General features: G+C 68.7%; 15 protein-coding genes. 2 read left to right on the top strand and 13 right to left on the bottom strand.

The window, feature by feature from the left end:
* Positions 1 to 23: 23 nt before the first annotated feature.
* The 4 genes from ACFWGN_RS18625 to ACFWGN_RS18610 all read right to left on the bottom strand — a co-directional run bounded on the left by ACFWGN_RS18625 (position 24) and on the right by ACFWGN_RS18610 (position 4324).
* Complete coding sequence (locus tag ACFWGN_RS18625; RefSeq protein ID WP_377618967.1) at positions 24 to 722, bottom strand: hypothetical protein; 699 nt, start codon at positions 720 to 722, stop codon at positions 24 to 26.
* Between the two features lie 46 nt (positions 723 to 768).
* Entirely contained in the window at positions 769 to 1365 is a 597-nt protein-coding gene (locus ACFWGN_RS18620; protein ID WP_377618965.1) for a TetR/AcrR family transcriptional regulator, read from the bottom strand.
* Positions 1358 to 2218, bottom strand: a complete 861-nt coding sequence (locus ACFWGN_RS18615) for an alpha/beta fold hydrolase (RefSeq protein WP_377618964.1) — start codon at positions 2216 to 2218, stop codon at positions 1358 to 1360. The genes ACFWGN_RS18620 and ACFWGN_RS18615 overlap by 8 nt, the downstream gene beginning before the upstream one ends.
* Positions 2219 to 2299: 81 nt before the next feature.
* Positions 2300 to 4324: a glycoside hydrolase family 15 protein gene (locus ACFWGN_RS18610; protein WP_377618963.1), complete on the bottom strand. Its 2025-nt coding sequence runs from the start codon at positions 4322 to 4324 to the stop codon at positions 2300 to 2302.
* A 199-nt stretch (positions 4325 to 4523) separates the two neighbouring features.
* Between ACFWGN_RS18610 and ACFWGN_RS18605 the strand changes: the two genes are divergently transcribed.
* The gene (locus ACFWGN_RS18605) at positions 4524 to 4928 is read left to right on the top strand and encodes an FKBP-type peptidyl-prolyl cis-trans isomerase (protein ID WP_056645814.1); all 405 of its coding nucleotides are present in this window, start codon (positions 4524 to 4526) and stop codon (positions 4926 to 4928) included.
* Positions 4929 to 4998: 70 nt separating this feature from the next.
* Here the strand turns inward: ACFWGN_RS18605 and ACFWGN_RS18600 are convergent, their stop codons facing one another.
* The 5 genes from ACFWGN_RS18600 to ACFWGN_RS18580 form a co-directional block, all read right to left on the bottom strand.
* The gene (locus ACFWGN_RS18600; protein WP_377618961.1) at positions 4999 to 5715 is read right to left on the bottom strand and encodes a Crp/Fnr family transcriptional regulator; all 717 of its coding nucleotides are present in this window, start codon (positions 5713 to 5715) and stop codon (positions 4999 to 5001) included.
* Entirely contained in the window at positions 5699 to 7720 is a 2022-nt protein-coding gene (locus tag ACFWGN_RS18595; RefSeq protein WP_377618959.1) for a heavy metal translocating P-type ATPase, read from the bottom strand. Before ACFWGN_RS18595 ends, ACFWGN_RS18600 begins: the two co-directional genes overlap by 17 nt.
* Entirely contained in the window at positions 7717 to 7941 is a 225-nt protein-coding gene (locus ACFWGN_RS18590; protein WP_377618957.1) for a heavy-metal-associated domain-containing protein, read from the bottom strand. Before ACFWGN_RS18590 ends, ACFWGN_RS18595 begins: the two co-directional genes overlap by 4 nt.
* Positions 7942 to 8063: 122 nt before the next feature.
* Positions 8064 to 9350 carry a class I SAM-dependent methyltransferase gene (locus ACFWGN_RS18585; RefSeq protein WP_377618955.1) on the bottom strand — a complete coding sequence of 429 codons (1287 nt, stop codon included), beginning with the start codon at positions 9348 to 9350 and terminating at the stop codon, positions 8064 to 8066.
* 34 nt (positions 9351 to 9384) lie between these two features.
* Positions 9385 to 10254 (bottom strand): LysR family transcriptional regulator ArgP, encoded by an 870-nt coding sequence (locus ACFWGN_RS18580; RefSeq protein ID WP_377618953.1) that lies wholly within the window; start codon positions 10252 to 10254, stop codon positions 9385 to 9387.
* A gap of 69 nt (positions 10255 to 10323) precedes the next feature.
* Here ACFWGN_RS18580 and ACFWGN_RS18575 point away from each other — a divergent pair, with 69 nt between their 5' ends.
* Positions 10324 to 10935 carry a LysE/ArgO family amino acid transporter gene (locus ACFWGN_RS18575; protein WP_377618951.1) on the top strand — a complete coding sequence of 204 codons (612 nt, stop codon included), beginning with the start codon at positions 10324 to 10326 and terminating at the stop codon, positions 10933 to 10935.
* Positions 10936 to 11270: 335 nt separating this feature from the next.
* Here ACFWGN_RS18575 and ACFWGN_RS18570 read toward each other — a convergent pair whose 3' ends face one another.
* From ACFWGN_RS18570 to ACFWGN_RS18555, 4 genes are all read right to left on the bottom strand, one after another.
* On the bottom strand, positions 11271 to 11582 hold the full coding sequence (locus ACFWGN_RS18570; RefSeq protein ID WP_377618949.1) for a hypothetical protein: 312 nt from the start codon (positions 11580 to 11582) through the stop codon (positions 11271 to 11273).
* Between the two features lie 1602 nt (positions 11583 to 13184).
* Positions 13185 to 14363, bottom strand: a complete 1179-nt coding sequence (locus ACFWGN_RS18565) for a hypothetical protein (protein WP_377618947.1) — start codon at positions 14361 to 14363, stop codon at positions 13185 to 13187.
* On the bottom strand, positions 14363 to 14971 hold the full coding sequence (locus ACFWGN_RS18560) for a hypothetical protein (RefSeq protein WP_377618945.1): 609 nt from the start codon (positions 14969 to 14971) through the stop codon (positions 14363 to 14365). The genes ACFWGN_RS18565 and ACFWGN_RS18560 overlap by 1 nt, the downstream gene beginning before the upstream one ends.
* A gap of 872 nt (positions 14972 to 15843) precedes the next feature.
* Positions 15844 to 17220: hypothetical protein (locus ACFWGN_RS18555; RefSeq protein ID WP_377618944.1), on the bottom strand; the 1377-nt coding region annotated here is incomplete at its 5' end.

Raw genomic sequence — 17220 nt, 5'->3', positions numbered from 1 at the left:
GCCCGTCGAGGGGACGCCAGCCGTCACCCTCGGCGGGCGGGGTCGTCGCGGTCGGCGGGCCCGCGCATCGTCCATGCCACGAGCCAGCAGCCCACGGCCAGCAGCACGCCGTGCGCGACCCTTCCCGCGGGCGGGGCGAAGAACTGCGGCAGGTAGGTCGCGAGGCCCGCCGCGAGCACGATCCCCGCCCACCGCGGTGCGAGACCGCCGCGCCACGCCGCCACGGCCACGAGCACGCCGCTCACGCCGACCGCGAGCAGCCCCACGCCGAACAGCGTCATCGCGACCGGTTGCAGCCGGATTGCCTCGACCGTCGCCAGGAGGTCGGGGCTGCCCGTCGTGAGCGCGTCGCGCGCGACGGCGTGGATCCCGAAGATCTCCGCGCCGAAGTACGGCAGGACGAGCCCCGCCCCGAGCCAGCTCGTGACGACCGCGCCCGACGCAGGAGCCTGGCCCCGCGTCCCGACGAGCTTCTCGCGCAGCGCGAGGAGGACGGCGGGGAGGAGGAGGAAGCCGGCCGCACCGCACAGATGTGCAGCGATCCAGCGCCCCGAGGCGAACGCGGTCGCGAGCTCCGGCGTGGCGACGTCCTCGGGGACCCAAGGACGCAGCAGCGGGAACGCGAGGAAGAGGACGCCTGCGACCGCGAGCAGCACCGCCCCGGTGCGGGGGCGGACGAGCCCCTGGTCGGGCCGTGCCCGGTCGATCGACGGTGCGTCCATGGCGGCTCTCCTTCGGCGGTGCGGCGGTGGGGGACTTCAGGTCAGGTCAGGGCTGTGCGGGGCGGGCGAGGTCCTCGATCCCGGCCACGAGCAGACCGACGAGGACCTCGAAGCTGTGGTCGACGTCGTCGGGCATGCCGAACCCGCCCTGGAGCTCGAGCGAGACGAACCCGTGGACCGCCGACCGCACCGCGCGGATGGCGTCGACCGTCGAGGCCTCCGGGAGACCGAACCCGCGCAGGACTGCCGCGACGACCGCGACGGACTCGGCGGCCGCGAGCGAGAGCGGGTCGTCGGCGCCCGCGCCGAGGTCGGGAGCGACCTGGGTCGCGGCGTACCGCCCCGGGTGCTCGCGCGCGAAGTCGCGGATCGCGTGCGCGAGCGCGGCGAGCGCGTCCGGGCCCGAGCGGCCGATCGTCGCCCCTGCCGCAGCGCGCGTGAGGTCGTCGACCGCGACGACGGCGACCGACCGCCGCAGGTCCGCGAGCGAGCCGACGTGCTTGTAGAGGCTCGGGGTCGCGACCCCGGCCGCTGCGGCGACCTTCGCGAGGGACAGGTCGGCGAAGCCCTGCGGGCCGCCGTCGTCCACGACCCTCAGCGCGAGGGCCGTGACCGCCTCGCGGCTCAGGCCCGCCCTAGCCACGGGCGACCCAGCCGCGCGCACCCGCGGACGAGCGCAGGCCGTCGAGGAACGCGAGGGTCGCGGGTGCGACGACCTCGGGGGACTGGTGCTGCGGGTAGTGCCCGACGTCGGGCACCAGGTGGCCCTGCGCGCCGATCGACTCCTCGATCCAGGCGAGCTCGGCGGCCTGGTCCGAGAAGTCGGGGTCGAGCGACCCCATGAAGGCGATCGCGGGGGCCTCGACCTCGCGGAGCCGCGCCTCGACGGGTGCGTGCGTGAGGGCGAGCGCGAGGTCGCGGAAGCTGCGCAGGCGACCCGGCTCACGCATCGAGGCGCGGAGCGCAGCCACGTGCTCGGCATGCCACGGGGCCCTGCGCCCCTTGGTCAGCGACGAGTAGAAGGCGGCCCACGCGGCCGCGCCCCAGGGGCGGGCCAGGGTGACCCGGAAGAGCCACCTGTTCGCCCGGGCGCGTGCGGCGCTCACGGCCGGGTCCCGCAGGAAGGGGCCGAGGAGGACGAGGCCCACGACGGCGTCGGGCTGCTCGGCGGCGGCCCAGGTCGCGGCCCCGGCTCCCATCGAGCTCCCGACCAGGACGGCGGGACCGCCCAGGTGATCGACGAGCGCCAGGAGGTCCTGGCCCGTCGCGACGTCGCCGTGCGTGCGGAAGGTCGTGTCGCTGTCGCCGTGGCCGCGCAGGTCCGTCACGGCGACGCGGTAGCCCGCGGCCACGAGCGGGGGCACGAGGTCGCGGTAGGTCGAGCGCAGGTCGCCCATGCCGGGGACGGCGACCACGAGCGGGCCGGTGCCGGTGACGGTGTACGCGATGCGCCCCTCGGGGCGGGAGAGGAACTCCACGGTCTGGTGAGTGCTCATAGCGTCCAGGCTAATTCCATTAGCCAATGGTGCGCAAGAGGGGTACACAGGTCGGTTCGTCGCCCTCGGCAGGCGAGCCCGTCAGCGTCGTCGAGCAGCCTCGAAGTGCCCCGCGTCGTCGCGCCGCTCCTCGGCGCGCACCACGTGCACGACCGCGTTGATGAGCGCCAGGTGCGTGAACGCCTGCGGGAAGTTCCCCAGGTGCCGGCCCGAGTGCGGGTCGATCTCCTCCGCGTACAGGTCGAGCTCGCTCGCGAACGACAGCAGCCGCTCGCACAGCACGCGCGCCCGGTCGAGCTCGCCGACCTCGACCAGCGCGGACACCAGCCAGAACGAGCAGATCGTGAACGTCCCCTCCTCGCCCGAGAGCCCGTCGTCGGTCTCGTCGGTGCGGTACCGGAGCACGAGCCCGTTGACCGTGAGCTCGCTCGCGATCGCGTCCACGGTCGCGACCACGCGCGGGTCGTCGGGCGGCAGGAACCGCAGGAGCGGGACGAGCAGCAGCGACGCGTCCAGGGCGTCGGCGCCGTAACGCTGGACGAGCACGCCCCGCGAGTCGACGCCGTGCTCGAGCACGTCGGCCCGGATCTCGTCGGCGACGGCCTGCCACTGGTCGGCGTAGTCGGGTTCGTCGTACATCCGGGCCAGCCGGGCACCGCGGTCGAGCGCGACCCAGCACATGACCTTGGACGACGTGAAGTGCTGGGGCTCGCCGCGGATCTCCCACAGTCCCCGGTCGGGCTCGCGCCAGTGCTCGGCGGCCTCCTCGACCTGGGCCTTGAGGACGGGCCACAGCGACTCGGGCAGCTGCTCGCGCGACTTGGCGTGCAGGTACACCGAGTCGAGCACCGCTCCCCACATGTCGTGCTGCTGCTGGTCGTAGGCGGCGTTCCCGACCCGGACGGGCCGCGCGTCGTCGTACCCCGCGAGGTGGTCGAGCGCGCTCTCGGTCAGCTCGGTCTCGCCCCCCACGCCGTACATGATCTGCAGCTCGCGCCCGTCGCGGCACACGTCGTGCACGAACGCGAAGAAGTCGTCGGCCTCGCGGTCGAGACCCAGCGTGTACAGGCCCCACAGCGCGAACGTCGAGTCGCGGACCCACGCGTAGCGGTAGTCCCAGTTGCGCTCGCCCTGGGGCGCCTCGGGCAGCGACGTGGTCGCGGCGGCGAGCAGCGCCCCGGTCGGTGCGTACGTGAGCCCCTTGAGCGTGAGCGCGCTGCGCTGGAGGTACGAGCGCCACGGGTGGTCGGGGAAGACGCCCTGCGTGATCCAGTCGCGCCAGTACTGCTCGGTGCGGCCCATGGCGTCGGCGGCCTCGGGCCAGGTCCCGGGCGTCGGGCGGTCCGACCACGACAGCGTCACGTACGCGGTCTCGCCCGCGCTCATGCGTGTGCGACCCTGCGCGCGACGGTCCTCGATGCCGAGCCGCAGGCTGCCGCTCAGGCGCAGGTCCGGGCTCGCCGTGAGGGGCGAGCGGGTCACGAGCGTGCTGTACGTGGGCCCCTCGTACTCCCACCGGGCGGCCTCGCGCCCGTAGTCCGGGAGCGGTTCGCACACGACCTCGACGTCCACCGTGCCGTTGACGCACACGATCGTGCGCAGCAGCATGTGCTCGGCGTCGCAGTCCGTGGGCGTGCGCCGGTGCGTCCGCGAGCGTTCGTCGACGTTGTGCCAGGGCCCCATGAGCATCGCGTCGCGCACGACGAGCCAGCCCGTCGGCGTCTGCCACGTCGTCTCGAGCACGAGCGTGCCCGGCACGTAGCGGCGGGCCGCGGGCACCCGTGCACCGTACGGTCCCACGCGGAACGAGCCCGCCCCCCGGTCGAGCACGGCCGCGAAGATGCTGGGCGCGTCGGGGCGCGGCACGCACATCCACTCGATCGCGCCGCTCGGGGCCACGAGCGCGTTGCACTCGCAGTCGGACAGGAACGCGTACTCCGCGATCCCGGGGAACGCCGAGCGTCGCCCGCTCGGCACCTGGGCGCCGCCCGCGTGCGTCACGGGCGAGTCGAGCCCGTCGCCCGCGTCGACCGGCCGGGCGGAGTCGGCCGGGGCGAGCGGGGCAGCGCCCTGGGTGGTCTCGCGATCGGCACGCGGAGCGTTCATGCAGCCAGCGTGCGCCTCCGGGCGGCGGTTGTCAGGTGGAGCGGTGCCCGACGGCGGAGCGCACCCGGGAGCGCGCGGTGCGCTCCGTCGTCGGGCGGGCTGAGCCAGGCAGGGCTGCAACGGTGCCGGCCGGTGCAGGCCGGTGCCGGGCGCTTAGGCTTGTCCCCGAAACCCTGCACTCCCACCGAGAGGTAGCACCATGAGCACGCAGCTCCCCACCGCGTCCGGCACGTTCGGCGACAAGCCCGTCCTGACGTTCCCCGAGGGTGGCGCCCCCGCCGGCCTCCAGGTCCAGGTCCTCGAGGAGGGCAGCGGCCCGGTCGTCACGGCCGGCCGCACCATCGTCGTGAACTACCTGGGTCAGGTCTGGGACGGCGACATCTTCGACACCTCGTACGACCGCGGTCAGACCATCTCGTTCCCCATCGGGACCGGCGCGGTCATCGGCGGCTGGGACAAGGGCCTCGTGGGCCAGAACGTCGGCTCGCGCGTCCTGCTCTCGATCCCGCCGGAGCACGGCTACGGCATGCGCGGCGTCCCCCAGGCGGGCATCGGCGGCACGGACACGCTGGTCTTCGTGGTGGACGTCGTCGGGGTCCAGTGAGATCGACCTGCGGGGGCCGGCTCGTCCGGCTCCCGCAGGCGCGCCCGCGCCCAGGCGTCGGGCGCGGGCGTCACAGCTCGGCCAGGGCTGCCGCGTCGACGAGCTTGACAGCCCCTCGGGGGCCCAGGCGGATCCACCCGCGGTCCTGGAGCGCTGCGAGCTGACGGCTCAACGTCTCAGGGGTCGTCCCCACGAGTGATGCGAGGTCCCGCTTGGTCGTGGGGAGCCGGAACTCCGTGCGGCCGTCGGCAACCTCGAGCAGGTGGGCCACGATGCGCTGCCGGGTGTCCTGGCTCGTCAGCCGGCTGAGGTGACGCTCGGTGCTCTCGAGCCGTCGGGCGAGCTCGACGAGCAACCGGTTGCTCACGGAGGGAAAGCGCTCGAGGAGCCGACGGGCGTCGCTGCGGTGCAGCTCGCAGACCTCGGTCTCCTCGAGGGTCGTCGCGACGTGGTCGGCCGGTGAGGACGTGAGGAACGCCGTCTCGCCGACGACGTCGCCCGGCCCCAGCACACGCAGCATCTGCTCGTGCCCGGCCGGAGAGATCCTGACGAGCTTGACCCGCCCCCGGTGGACGATCGTCAAGGGTGGGTCGTCGCTGCCCTGCGGGTAGAGCACCGTGAGGCGCGGGAGCGTGCGCTGGTGGGCGGAGCGTGCGACCTCGTGCCGTTCGGCCGGGCTCAACCCCGCGAACAGCGGGACGACGGCGACGCAGCGGTCGCGGTGGTCTCCGTGCGGGCCGCGCGTGCTCCCCGACGTGGAACGTCGAGGCTCAGACCGGGAGGACATCCTGCTCCTGAGGGGACGTGGGGGACCGCTCCGCGCGGTCGGACCCGGAGGGGTGGGTGACGGCCAGGGCCGTGGGGCCGAGCCTGGACAGCTCGCGGTCACGGTAGCGCACCAGCCGGACAGCGTTCAGGACGACCAGGAGCACGCTCGCCTCGTGGACGAGCATCCCGCCCGCCATGAGCACGACCTGCCCCAGCACGCCCACGAGCAGCGCGACGACGGTGACCAGGGCGATCGCGGTGTTCTGGCGCATGGTCCGTACCGTCGCCCGCGCGACCGAGCGCGCGTGGACGAGCTGGTCGAGCCGATCGCCGAGGAGGACGACGTCGGCGGTCTGCACCGAGACGTCGGTGCCCGCACCCATGGCGATCCCGACGTCGGCGGTCGCGATCGCCGGGGCGTCGTTGATGCCGTCCCCGACCATCGCCACACGTCGCCCGTGCGACTGGAGCCTCGCGACGATCGCCGCCTTGTCCTGCGGCAGCAGCCTGGCCTGCACGTGCTCGATCCCGAGCTCGTCCGCGACGTCCTGCGCCGCGTGCAGGTTGTCTCCTGTCAGCAGGTGGATCTCGGTGATCCCTCGTCGACGGAGCAGATCGAGGGCATCGCGCGCGCCCGGGCGCACCTGGTCGGTGACGGCGAGCAGCGCGGTGGGGGTGCCGTCGACCAGGAGCACCACGACCGTCGAGCCTGCGCGCTCGTGCCTGTCGATCAGGCCCTGCGCTCGGACCGTCAGGGAGGATCCCGCCTCCCTGCTGATCCTCTCGGCCAGGACGGGAGAGCCGACGACGATCTCTCGTCCGTCGAGCGTGCCGCGGATGCCTCCACCGGCGACGACCTCGACGTCGAGAGGCCCGTCGGTGCGGCGTGCGGGGTCGTGGAGGCCGCGTACCGACGCTGCCTCGACGACCGCACGGCCCAGCGGGTGCTCCGACGCGGCCTCGAGACGAGCGGCCAGGGCCAGCGCGTCGTCGCCCGTCAGGTCCAGGGACCGCCGAGGGCCGTCGGTGTCGAGCAGGACGACCTCCGTGAGGGTGGGGCGGCCGAGCGTGAGGGTCCCGGTCTTGTCGAGGACGAGCGTGTCCGCGCGGGCGAGCCGCTCGAGCGCATCACCGCCCTTGACGAGCACGCCGTGCCGTGCGCCGTTGCCCAGGCCTGCGACCATCGAGACGGGGGTGGCGATCACCAGGGCGCCGGGGCAGGCGATGACGAGGAAGGTCAGGGCGAACCGGACGTCCTGGGTCACGGCGAGGACGACGAGCGAGGCGACGACGATGGCCGGCGTGTAGATCGTGGCGAACCGGTCGAGGAAGCGTTGTGTGCGGGTGCTCGAGTCCTGGGCGTCCTCGACGAGCTCGATGATCTGCGCGAACGTGGTGTCGTCGCCGGTCTTGCGTGCGATCACGTCGATGAAGCCGTCCGTCACGATCGTGCCCGCATAGACCTCGTCCCCGGCGGACTTGGCGGCGGGGAGCGGTTCGCCCGTGATGGTGGCCTCGTCGATCGCAGCCCGACCGACCGAGACGACTCCGTCGACCGCGATCTTGCTGCCGGTGGGCTGGACGACGACATCACCGGGCGCGACGTCGTCGACAGGGACGCTCACGAGTTCGGGCCCGTGCGGACCCGGGCGGCGGAGGACGGCTTCCTGGGGGGTCTGGTCGATCAGAGCACGGAGCGAGGCGCGGGTCACGGCCAGGGTGCGCGCCTCGAGATATGCCCCCAGGACGAAGAGGAACGCCACGACCGCGGCCTCGACGTACTCCCCGATCGCCAGGGCGCCGGTGACCGCGATCGTGACCAGCAGGTCGATGCTGAAGGCGCGGGCCCGCAGCGCACGCAGAGCCTTGACCGCGGTCGGCACCCCTGCGACGAGCGCGGCCACCACGAGCGCCACGTCCCGCACCCGGTCGGCGGCCCCGCCGCCGACGAGGTGCGCGACGAGCGCCACGAGGAGCAAGGCGCCCGCCGTCGCGGCGGTGCGGGCCCCCGTGCGGACGTTCATGACCTGACCCTGGTCGACAGCACGGGGTAGCCGAGGTCGGTGATGGTGCGGGCGATGCGCTCGGGCTCGACGACGCCCGGGTCGAAGGAGACCTTGACGCGGGACGAGGAGAAGCCCACCTCGGCGAGGGATACGCCCGGCATCCTGCCGACGGCTCCCTCGATCTTCTTCACGCACGAGGGGCAGGTGAACGGCTCGGTGCGGAAGGTTGCGGTCTGCATGACTGCTCCTGGGGTGCGGGCACCTCCGGACGGTCCGGGATGCGATGCCTCCATCCCAGCCCGTCTCGGCGTCTTTGGCCTTGACCCCGATCAATACCCTGGCAGAGGCAGGGTGAGGTGGGTCACCTCGCCCCGGGTCGCACGCTGCGCGTCACCGTGAACTTGGGGCCCCGGCCCGCCTGCGTCGTGGGGCCCACCGCGCGCTCGAGCGCGGGGCGGTAGCGCAGGTGCGAGTTGTAGACCGTCCACAGCTCGCCGCCCGGGCGCAGCACGCGCCCCGCCGCCGCGAACATGCGGTGCGCGACGCCCGTGCTCAGGGCGGCGCCCTGGTGGAAGGGCGGGTTGCACAGCACGACGTCGGCGCTGTGGTCCGCGAGCGAGGAACCCACGTCGTCGCGCACCACGCGCACCCGCTCGCCCACACCGCCGGCCGCTGCCGTGGCACGGGCCGAGCGCACCGCGGCCTCCGACTGGTCGGTCGCCACGACCACGGCGTCCGGGCGCGAGCGCGCGAACGACACCGCGAGGATGCCCGTGCCGCAGCCCAGGTCCACGGCGTCGCGCGCGTCGGGCGAGACCCGGTCGAGGAAGCCCAGCAGGTAGCGCGTGCCGATGTCGAGGCTCGCACCCGCGAACGCCGCCCCGTACGCGACCACGTCGAGGTCGAGCTCCGCCAGGTGCTCGGTCACGGGATAGGTGAGGCCGACGCCGGGCCGGGGCCCGCGCGCCACCAGGACGCGCGACTTCTGCCGCGCGAGGCTCGCCCGCACGTCCGTGAAGGACTCGGCCAGCACGTCGTTCATGGTCGGGGTCATGTGCTTGAGGCGGCCACCGGCGAGCACCACCACGTCGGGCGCGGCGAAGCGCGCCACGTGCTCCGCGACGTCGCGCAGCGCGGCGAGCGAGCGCGGGAGCTGGACCAGGACGACGCGCGCGCCCCGCAGCAGGTCCTCGCCGAGCGGGAGGTGGGTGAAGGTGGCGGCCAGGCCCGCCTGGCCGTGGGCCGTCGCGTTCCGGTCGAGGGCGAGCTCGCTCGCCAGCGCGTCCTGGTGGACCCGGATCCCCGTGAGCCCGTGCGCGACCGCGGCACCCAGGGTCAGCGCCCCGAACCGGTCGTCGATCACGACGACCTCACCGGGCCCGCTCGCGGCCAGGGCGCTCGCCGCCTCGTCGAGCAGCAGCCGGTCCGTCGCGTCAACGGCGACGAGCGTGGGGTCCGTGGCGCCGCCGCGCGGGTGAGCGGGATCGTCGTCGGGCGAGAAGCGCTCGAGCCCCGCGAGCAGCCGGTCGAGGGCGGCCTGGTCCCGGAACGCCGCGGCGTCAGGCTGTGCGGCGCGGCCTGGGCCGGCCGGGCCGTCGGACGGGACGGAGCTGCGGGGAAGTCGTTCGTCGGAAGTGGGGGAGGGCACGGGACAAGTCTGCCCTGCCCCGTGGTGCCCGGCGTCAGCGCAGGTGGGTGGCCGCGGCCTCGCGGACGGCCGTCGCGACCCTGTCGAGCGTGGGTGAGTGCAGGCGCCACTGCTGCCAGTACTGCGGCACGGTCAGGCTCGCTGCGTCGTCGAACCCCACGAGCAGGCCCGCCGCCTCCGGCTCCCGGCTCTGGAGGTCCGGCAGCATGCCCCAGCCCATGCCGAGCTCGACCGCGCGCAGGAACTCGTGCGAGGCCGGGACGTGGTGGCGCGGGCCGCCCGCGCGCCCGCCCAGGTAGCGGTCCTGGAGGTCGTCCTTGCGGTCGAACACGAGGACGGGCGCCGCTGCGAGTGCGGCGGCGGTGGGGCCGTCGGGGAACCAGCGCTCGACGAACGCCGGGCTCGCGAACGGCCGGTAGCGCATCCGGCCCAGCCGCGTCGAGCGGCAGCCGGGGACGGCCTCGGCGACCGACGTGATCGTGGCGACGGCCTTCCCGTCCCGCAGGAGGTCGATCGAGTGGTCCTGGTCCTCGCGCAGGATCTCCAGCCGGGCCCAGGCCGAGGCCTCGGCGAGCACGGGAAGGGCCCAGGTCGTCAGGGCGTCGCCCGTGATGACGAGCGTGAGCTCGGGGGTGTCTCCCTCGGCCAGGTCGAGCTCGGCCAGGACCTCGGCGTGCTGGAGGGCGAGCCGGCGTGCGTGGCGCACGAGCACCTCGCCCGGCGCCGTGAGCGTCGCGGGCCGTCCCCGGCGCACCAGCACCTGGCCCACGGCGGCCTCGAGCGCGCGCATGCGCTGGCTGATCGCGGACGGGGTCACTCCGAGCTGCTGCGCGGCGGCCTCGAACGTGCCCGCGGTCGCGATCGCGTCGAGTGTCCGGAGCTGGTCGGGCTGAAGATCCACCATGAGTAGATCTTAAGGTTCTGCAGAAACATTCGCTGTACTGAACCGCTGGCCCTGCCTACCGTGGAGGACGTGACCACCCTCGCGCCCCTGCTCGCCGGCCTCGGCACCGGACTGTCCCTGATCGTCGCGATCGGGTCGCAGAACGCGTTCGTCCTGCGGCAAGGGCTGCGGCGCGAGCACGTCCTGCCCGTGGTCCTGGTGTGCGCGCTGTCGGACCTGGTGCTCATCGCCGCGGGCGTCGCCGGCCTGGGCGTCCTCGTCTCGAGCGCCCCCGTGCTGCTCGCGGTCGTGCGCTGGGGCGGGGCCGCGTTCCTGCTCGTCCTGGCGGTCCAGGCCGCCCGGCGCGCGCTGCGCCCCGCGACCCTCGAGGCGGCCGAGGGTGGGCTGCGGATGTCGGTGGGTGCCGCCGTCGGGACCGCGCTCGCCCTCACGTGGCTCAACCCGCACGTCTACCTCGACACGGTCCTGCTGCTCGGCTCGCTCGCGGCAGCGTACGGGGAGAGCGGTCGCTGGGTCTTCGGCATCGGGGCCGGGATCGCGAGCCTCGTCTGGTTCACGGCGCTGGGCTTCGGGGCGCGTGTGCTCGCGCCGCTCTTCGCGCGCCCGGTCGCGTGGCGCGTGCTCGACGGCGGGATCGCGCTCGTCATGGCCGTGCTCGCGGTCGTGCTCGTCGTGCGCTGACGGGTCGGCTCGCGGTGCCGAGCACGAGGTTGCGGTCGCTATGACGGGTCTGGCGACCGCAACCTCGTGCTCGAGTGCGCGCAACCTCGTGCTCGAGTGCGCGCAACCTCGTGCTCGAGTGCGCGCAACCTCGTGCTCGGCTGCCGGGGCCCACGGACGGTCGCGGCCCCCGGCGAGCCCCGTCGTCTGGCACGCTGGGCGCGTGGACGAACAGAGCACCGAGACACCGGCCCGCGTGGAGATCACCTACTGCACGCAGTGGCAACCGGTTTGACTACGCGCATGCCAAGACCCCCTAGGCGGCAGCACGCTACCTAGGGGGTCGGTCTGTGGGGCTAGTGGCGACGGTCGTAGCCCGAGGGCTTCTCCGCGTCTCCTACGTCTCGGAGGTGGTCCTCAAGGCGCTTGCCCTGGTCGTCTACCTTGCTCTCGATACGGTCTACCGCGTCACGGATGGTGGAGCCGCTGTTGTTCTCGAACTGGTGCTGTACGGCCTTGACCTCGTTCTTGGTGTTGCTCTGTCCGCGCCACAGCATGATCCATGAGGCTGCCTGTCCCGCGATGAGGACAAGGAACAGCGCTCCGAGTTGGTAGATGTTGTTGATGGTCGTTGGATCGGTAGCGACCTCTGCTAGGAAGTGGAGCATTAGCCCACTCTCCAATGGCAGGTAGGGATGCCTACGTGGTTTTGGATGCTTCCCGATGACGCCATGGTTCCGGATGCGACCATGGAGAGGAACTGGATCTTTCCACCGGTCGTAACCATTACCCAGCAAGGTCCTAGCGTGCTCGCAACACCGAGTGTTCCGGCTCCAACGAATACACCCGTGTTGGAGGTCGGGCGGTACTCCGCTGCAACCTCAGCGACGTTGTAACCGAGACCAACGTTAATTGTGGTGTTGGTGGAGCGCTGGAACATGGCACCGACCATCTCCACACGATCCCCGACGCGGCGAATCATCGGCTGCCCGTATGCACCGGCAACATTCCAGTTAGGTTCGATCGTAATGCCTGCGGTGGTGAATGGGACCTCTGCCGCTAGCGTGCGCCAGGTAGTGCCATTGGTGGTGTATTCGTGTTCTAGGCCTGCCCCTGCATCTGCACGGGAGACGTATAGCGGGTTTGCCTGTGAGATGGCACGTCCGGCAGTCGCCATGGCAGAGACCACGGCAGCGCGTTCCGTGACGTTGGCAACCGGCACGATGGTACGTGCGGTCTCAGCCATCTTGCGGAGGTCATTTGTTAGAGCGTAGGAGTCTCCTGCTGCGGGTACTACCACCTTCTCTGGGAGTGTTGTAGGCATTTACTTAGTCCAATCAATATGTAGCGTTCCGGACCCGGCATCTTCTCCGCGTCCGATAATTCCCATGTAGGGGTTACCGGCTACGGCGATGCCGCCTCCGGCGATAATGGTTGCTCCCCAACCGGCTGGAAGATCAATCCAACCTCCACCGAACCCGGCTGGGAGAGTCACGTCATGTGGTCCTGCAACGCGGTTCACATCTCCGCCAGGGCGAGAGGGTGAGGTGTGCAGGTACAGGTGCAGGGTTGCTGCTGAGTTGTAGTTACCTTGGCGACGACGTGCACCGAGGTACATACGCATTCCAGTTACTCCACGTCCGGACAACTGGCCGGGTGCTCCGCCATAGAACCAAGCACCCGTGTAGTTCGAGCCTCCATAGGAGCCTTGCCAGACGTTCTGTCCAGAAGGGCTGTTCCATGAAGAACCGTTCCTGACCGTTCCCGAGTCCGTAGCGGCAAAGCCGCTAGTACCTGTCTGGGCAGGTGGTGGCGGTGGTGGCGGTGGCGGTGGGGGAGGAGTCGGAGCGGGTGTGCTTCCGACCTTCCCGAGAACCGTGGGAGGCGAAGCCGTCCAGTCAAGGAAGACACGATCCCCGACAACCGGGGTGTAGGAAGCAACGAACAATGCCGTTGTCGATCCCTCAGCGTTAACCGTGATGGTTGACGAACCCGAGGGAGCCTCTGTGACAAGACCTTGTGTTGGTCTGAATGTCGCGGTGGTGCGTCCGAGGATCACGGCTTCTGACTGCCCTAGGCCTGCCGAGAGGATGGCAACGAGAACAGGGTCACCGTCTGCAACGGAGATGGGATCAAGCACGCGTGCGGCTTGAACCACACCACCGACAGAGACACCTAGGCTCCCGTCATCGGCCTTGACGACCTGCCCAGCACGGAGCGTCGTAGACGATGCTCCGGCTAGCGACTGAGCGACCATGGGTCCGAGAGCGTTAGTCACGTGACTCAACTCCCGCCATGATCTGCAAGTCTCGGTAGTCGCAGACGACGTTCAAAGTCATGGAAGTTGTCGATGCTTCCGCAGAGCCACGGAGGCTGAGGGAAGTGACTTGCCCGATGAGGTCGAACGGTTCCGCGCCCACGAGGGGCTGTGCAACAACCACGGTGTCTCCTACCTGCAAGGCAGGGTTGGGGAGGCAGGTGACCGTGAGCATCACGGAGCGTGAGGCAATGCGGTTGCTCAGGGTGGTCTGAGCGTCCTTGAGTGCCAGCGCTGCTGAGGTGATAAGCGGCGATGAGTGGAACATTGGCTGACGTCCGTGCGGACCATCCCAGCGCAAAGGCCCTGCGGCCTCCGTAGCGACCGCTGAGACAGGCAGACCGGTTGCCGTAGTCCCGCTGCTCACAACTGCGTTGTACAGCCCGTCTAGAGCCTGCTGAGTCTGCACGCTGACAAGTGCTCCGCCAGGTCCAGGAGCGATGGTCCACACGGGAGCCGAGACAGCCAATGGGTAGACCTGAAACAGCCCGTCTCCGGTCATGCGGTGTGTGCAGTTGATGCGGGACAGAAGGTCCTCTACTGCGTCCATGCGCTCACGCTCATAGACGACTGAGGTAGGCACCGTGGCGTCTGTAACTCCGGCAGCGACCTCAACGGCACACACGTCAGCCAACAGGCGGCGAACCTCCCCGAGGACCGTTGCACCGGCCTTAGGTGACTCAGGAGCCAACAGGCGTGAGTAGACAGCGTTGATGGTCAGGTCATCTGCGCTTACGGGGATCGATGCTCCACCGGAGACCCAGTGGATTTCTTGGCCGTCGTTGACCGTGATAACTCGGAAGTTGCGTACAGGCTCCACAGCGGAGATGCGGAACCAACCGATATCCACGGTCTCGTTGCTGCCACCGATGGTGTAGATCATCTGTAGGCGAGTACCGGCAACTCCGAGGATGTCGTCAACCGACCACGGAGCAAGCGTGCCGTTGGAGTCGGCAAAGGTGACTTGCACCTGTGTCTGCACTTGACGGGTTGAGTCTGTGCTGATCTGCCACTCTTGGACAGGCAGGCTCGCTGCGATGAGTTCTCCATCACGCCATGCGTTGATGGTGAGCGTGTCGGCAGGTCGAGACCCGTTGAGGGCGCTAAGCGCTTCTGGGGTTATGTCGCGCATTAGGCACCTCCTAGGGATGGGTCGCGCTGATAGTCGAGATAGGTAGCGGCAGCGCTTGTTGCTGCCGCTTGTGCTGCTGTGTACGTGGCCCACAGGGCTTCTACCTGTGCGTAGGTCCACAGCGGGATAAGGACGTTGAGGGTTGGTGCGGCAACGGTGTTACCAACAAGGTTCCAGAGCGTCAAGGAGAGGTCTCTACGTTCCTCACGCTGCACCGAATCAACGGAGAGGTAGAGGACGGAGGGAAGGTCTCCCCATTCAGGCAGAGGACGAACAAGGACCGGGTACGCCTCATTGAGGACGTTCCTAAGGGCTGTGCTCTGCTCCGCTGCCTCCGTGAGCATCGAGAAGTCAACACCGGCTGCTGCCATGCGCTGACCGCCTAGCGCTACCGGCTCGTTGCTCCCCATGATTGCGATACGGGATGCTCCGGCAACGTACTCAAGGTTGGTGAATGCGGAGCCTCGAAGGACGGCTGTACCGTCTCCGAGTTGGCACCCGACACTCACAGCCGTTGTTGGCTGTAGAGGGTCCTGTACGTATCCGTATTCGGAGTCAACCTGAGTCGTCCACTCGGTTACCTCAGGAACAATGGCACCTGAGTGCACGGTGAGCCTGTAGGTAATAGGGCGGCCTAGGGGAGCCTCATAGTCAACGAAATAGTCAGCACCGTAGACGGTGCGCTTGACGATCCCTCGAACCTCTCTAGGACGCTCTCCGGTGACGTAGCGGGTAACCGTGATGACCGATGGTCCCGAGTCCGATAGCCCGTCAATCGTGATCCCGACGCGAGGGCAGGGAGCATCTGTGAATGGCTCTAGGTGGAGACCTGTTGCAGGGCGCACGGTGTGCGTGGAGGTAGACGCGTGAGCGGTGCCTGTCCATGCGAAATCGTGAGCCGTCTGACCATCGATGTAGTTCTGGGTTGATCCGTCAAAGTACGTAGCAACTCCGGCCTCTGCCTCTGCCTTAGTGGAAGCGACACAGACATTAACGTTGTCAGCCCAGATGCGGTTAGTCGCAGTGAGGAATGTTGCACTGCCCGAGTCACCTTGGATACGCACTGCGCCAGTGGTTGCCGTTGCGGGGACTTGAAATGAGTACGTGATCCGACGACCCGCGTAGAACGGGGAAGGCTCAAAGGCTCCCGAGGCGTGGTAAGTCGTCGCCGTGCCGAAGCAAACAACATCGCAACGCACCCCGCCAGGAGCGGGGATGTCAGATGCAACAAGCATCGAGACCGCTACCCACTGCCCGGCTGATACAGCAAAGGCTGTGGAAGTCAGGCGGGCAATGGTCAGGTTACGGCTTGTCGCATCGGCTGTTGCTTGCAACATGTAGGAACCGGAGCGTAGGCCTAGAGCGGACCACATCTGCGTATCATAGGCACCCGTGCGGATTGATGTACCGCCTGAGGTAGCCCAGCCTGTAAGGTCTGTCTCGAAAGACGGGTTTACTATTTGATTCGTAAATACTGCCATTATCTAATGCCTCTGTAGCCGGATGCGGAGCGGGCTTGACCTGCAAGTGCTCCGTCAACCACAACCGTGATGTGATCGTTGATTACCTCGTTGCCGAGGTAGACGTTGACGACCGGCTGTGTGTTCTTAAGTTCAATTTCAGTTGTGCGGGAGGACGTGAGTGCCAGGTTCGGTGCTGTGAGGGAACCGAACTCGGAACCGCTGATGACGTCCGAGATGCCGCCTAGGGTCTTGCGGAGAGTAGGAACTTGGTCCTTGAGACCCTTGTTAAGACCGGTCATGATCCAGCCACCGGCAGGAACCAAGAGGGCAAGGTCATAAGCCTTAGGACCCTTGTGGGCTGCGATCCATGAACCGATGCCGCCTACGAAGTCCTTGACATCCTCAAACTTGTCCTTGAGACCTCCGAGGAAGCCGGTAAGGATACGGATACCCGCTTGCTTCAACAGGCTGCCCATGTCTCCGAGAGAGCGTGTGATGTTGCCGGGGATGTCACCGAAGAATCCGGTGATCCTTCCCCAGAACGAATCAAGACCGTTCTTGAGTCCGGTCAGGATGTTGGTACCGGCTTGCTTGAGCCAGTTGATAGCGTTGCCGAAGAACGAACCGACCTTGCCGGGGATGCCAGCAAAGAATCCCATGATCTTGTCCCAGTTGCCTGTGATGAGGCCAATAGGGGAGTAGGACCAAACCTTCTTGATGATGTCCCAAGCGGTGTTCATGACTTGACCGACAGCCTTACCACCTGAGGTGAAGAACCCCTTGATGGCTTCCCAGCCGCCCTTGAGCGCTGGGAGTGCTGTGTTGGTCCACCAATCGGTTACCGCACTGATAGCGGTCTTGATGGCTCCCCATACCTTCTCGATGATGACCTTGCCGGTCTCGGTCTGTGTGAAGAAATAGACCAACCCGGCAACAAGTGCCGCGATGGCAAGGATGATGATGCCGATTGGGTTTGCGGACATGGCAACGTTGAGCGCCAACTGAACAGCGGTTGCTGCTGCTGTAGCCGTCTTCCAGATAGCCATAGCCGTTTGGTAGGCCTTGATGCCTGCAACGACCGTGACAACGGATACGCCTAGGGCTAGGAGCCAATCCTTGTTCTTGACGATCCACTCTCCAAAGGAGATGAGGCCAGGAACCACGGTGCCCGTGATGAAGTTGCCCAACTCCTTGAGCGGAGGAAGAACGTTGGTCTTGAACTTGTCGCCAAGTTCCTGAGCAAGGGGAGCACCCTTGGTCTCGATCCACGTTGTAAGGCTCTCGAAAGCCGGTCCTAGTCGGGCTCTTCGCAGTTGAGGGTGTAGAGCGGGTCGGCGCGTCGATCCGGGGATAGAGGTCGAGGTCTTCCGATGATGGGAGTTCTGACACCGCCC

The sequence above is a fragment of the Oerskovia sp. NPDC060338 genome (assembly GCF_042726295.1).
Taxonomy (GTDB): Bacteria; Actinomycetota; Actinomycetes; order Actinomycetales; family Cellulomonadaceae; genus Oerskovia; species Oerskovia merdavium.
The sequence above is the reverse complement of the archived record's forward strand: the minus strand, read 5'-3'. Positions and strand labels throughout refer to the sequence as shown.

What these genes read in the sequence shown, in the direction of transcription:
- ACFWGN_RS18625 (WP_377618967.1), bottom strand. Translation starts at nt 722, where the DNA reads ATGGACGCACCGTCGATCGACCGGGCACGGCCCGACCAGGGGCTCGTC.
- ACFWGN_RS18615 (WP_377618964.1), bottom strand. Translation starts at nt 2,218, where the DNA reads ATGAGCACTCACCAGACCGTGGAGTTCCTCTCCCGCCCCGAGGGGCGC.
- ACFWGN_RS18610 (WP_377618963.1), bottom strand. Translation starts at nt 4,324, where the DNA reads ATGAACGCTCCGCGTGCCGATCGCGAGACCACCCAGGGCGCTGCCCCG.
- ACFWGN_RS18605 (WP_056645814.1), top strand. Translation starts at nt 4,524, where the DNA reads ATGAGCACGCAGCTCCCCACCGCGTCCGGCACGTTCGGCGACAAGCCC.
- ACFWGN_RS18600 (WP_377618961.1), bottom strand. Translation starts at nt 5,715, where the DNA reads ATGTCCTCCCGGTCTGAGCCTCGACGTTCCACGTCGGGGAGCACGCGC.
- ACFWGN_RS18595 (WP_377618959.1), bottom strand. Translation starts at nt 7,720, where the DNA reads ATGAACGTCCGCACGGGGGCCCGCACCGCCGCGACGGCGGGCGCCTTG.
- ACFWGN_RS18590 (WP_377618957.1), bottom strand. Translation starts at nt 7,941, where the DNA reads ATGCAGACCGCAACCTTCCGCACCGAGCCGTTCACCTGCCCCTCGTGC.
- ACFWGN_RS18580 (WP_377618953.1), bottom strand. Translation starts at nt 10,254, where the DNA reads ATGGTGGATCTTCAGCCCGACCAGCTCCGGACACTCGACGCGATCGCG.
- ACFWGN_RS18570 (WP_377618949.1), bottom strand. Translation starts at nt 11,582, where the DNA reads ATGCTCCACTTCCTAGCAGAGGTCGCTACCGATCCAACGACCATCAAC.
- ACFWGN_RS18565 (WP_377618947.1), bottom strand. Translation starts at nt 14,363, where the DNA reads ATGCGCGACATAACCCCAGAAGCGCTTAGCGCCCTCAACGGGTCTCGA.